The sequence below is a fragment of the Bacteroides sp. genome, assembly GCA_036351255.1.
Taxonomy (GTDB): Bacteria; Bacteroidota; Bacteroidia; order Bacteroidales; family UBA7960; genus UBA7960.
On sequence record JAZBOS010000006.1, the window covers coordinates 1 to 2350 of the forward strand.

Genomic DNA, 2350 nt, shown 5'->3' on the forward strand with positions numbered 1-2350 from the left:
AAGTCATTGATTTTCTCAATGAATAATCGTGCGACAAAGGCATTTCCCTGTCCGGTCAAATGCAATCCATCAAGGGAAAAGACATTGCCTGAGACAAATTCATTGGTAAGGGTTATTCCATCAATGGTGAACCCTGTTCTGCCAAGCATGTCAAAGGCCATATTAATATCAACGAGTGTTGCATTTCTACCGTCAACCGCGTCTGATATTGCAATGTTGAAGGCATTTGTAGCACTGCTTATTTTTTCCACTTCGGGTGCTATAAGCGTATACCTCCCCGGAATAGGTACCTGGGATCCCCAGTAGGCACACTTAAGTGAATCCTGTGGCACGGACATAAGGAGGTATTCCCCATCCCTGATTTGCCTGAGGCTGCCCAGCATGTTATAAGGGAAACTGGTATCCTGGATGACCCAGTAATTGTAACCTGCCTGGAAATTGATTTCCGGCACGCCTATCTGGGCTGCGCCCTGGTTATAGGCCGCATATCCCAGGTTAAGCTGGTCGGCAAGTTCCTGGGTCAGTTGCAGGCTGTTGATGGGAACGGTGGTGAAAAAAGGAATATCTTTAAAAGAAGGAATATTTGCAACAGCACCCGCCGCCCCTGAGGAAGACAAACCGTCCAGGATGGCATTAAGCGAGTTATTAAATGTTCCCAGTTCGGTGATCACATCTCCTTCGCCTCCGGAGATAGCATACCCCATAACATCGTAGTTGCCAATCCACAGCGCATAGAAAGTTGGGTTAACCTGCAGGGTTGCTTCAAGCATGGATGCCATCTGATTAGGCGCAAAACGTCCAAAATAAGGATTGAGGGACGCGTAACCGGGAAAAAGCACAGCACCGATCTTGGTGCCGGGTACCCCGGTATTGTTAAATGGGCCCTGCACTGGTTGAAGCAGTTCCGCCTGCAGTTCCTGTTGGCTCGCTGCGGGATCGGCAAGCACCGGTCCCAGTGAAGTTCCGCCAAGGCAATCCGTCCTGTATCCCAAAACATATTTCGATGTAAAGAAAAGCCCTTGTGCCGTGGGCTGAAAGCCAACCCCCCTGTCGTTCTCAGATACCAGGACAGGTTGCCTGAACTCGCTGCCACCCACAGTGGCAAGCTTTGATGCTAAAATATTTGCATAGGAGTTTTCCTGTGCAGCCTTGTAGATGGCACCATCGGCAAACCCGGATGCATAAGAATCTCCGGTCGAAACAAATCGTGTAAAGTCGGCTGTGCCGCTGGAGGTTTCAAATTCCTCCACCTCTGGTTTGCATGCCCCAATAATGGCAAGAATTGAAAGGTATATGATTATCTTATATTTCATGTCTTGATGGATTTAGGTTAAAAATTAAAGCTTACACCGATTCCGGGAATATTGGTGATTACCTTGTATGTGCCTGAGAAGTTTTCGGGGGTATAGCTCTTCTTTGCCTTCATGCCGAACAATTGAGCGAAAGAAATATCAATGCTCATCATCTCAATTGGCCTGAAGGATAATCCTGCAGTCCATGCCGCAGTATTCAGGCTGACTGTTTCCGGATTGAAGTAATTTTCATCGGTAGGGGTGGGGTCATAGTAAAACCCGGCCCTTAAATCCAGCTTGTCTGTAACAGACCATTGTGCACCAGCCCTGGTGATCAGCGTGTTTTTATACTCTCTTGGATTGGATGAGTCGAGTAAATCCCCGTTTTCTTCGAAAGTAAAATCCAGGGATTCGTACACACCCCAGAATACATAATTGAATTCAAGGGCAAACAGCCATTCTTCGGTAGCCTGGAATGCAAATCCAAAATCAAGGTTTGCCGGCAATGGCAGTTCTGCACTGAATTTGTTTTCGGAGGAGATGGTGGTTTGAAGGGATGGCGGAACAGTGAAGGCAGCATCACCATCTTCAACTTTCATTTTCATCTCGGAACGGTAATCTATGCCAAAGCTCCATTTCTCGTTTGGCACAAAACTGAAACCTAAGTTATATCCGATATTATTGGTTGATCCTTCCAGTTTAACGCTTGAATTTTCATTGTAAGGCAATGACTTCTGCAACTCCACATTTCCAATGGCATAGATCAGACCGGCTCCAATGCTGAATTTGTCAAAAAACTTATAAGCAATGGTTGGCTGGATAAAAATAGCTGAGAATGATATTTCCTGAATGAGGTACCTGCCCGCCCAGATTAAACCATCATCATTGGTGGCTTCCCACTTGGCAGTGCTTCCATAGGGCGTATAGGCACCCACTCCGATGGTGAAATTGTCGCCAATTCGGGCCGCGCCGTAAATGTAGAAAGGCGGTGAGATGGGATTTTCTGTCCTGAACTGGTCTGCAGTAAACTCTTTTTCAAAGACGGCATTGGAGATGAT

At 46.7% G+C, this 2350-nt stretch carries 2 protein-coding genes; both read right to left on the reverse strand.

Features of this window, described 5'->3' with window-relative positions:
- Positions 1–1313: hypothetical protein (locus V2I46_00220; protein ID MEE4175909.1), on the reverse strand; the 1313-nt coding region annotated here is incomplete at its 3' end.
- Positions 1314–1330: 17 nt separating this feature from the next.
- On the reverse strand, positions 1331–2350 hold a 1020-nt coding region (locus V2I46_00225; GenBank protein MEE4175910.1), incomplete at its 5' end, for an outer membrane protein transport protein.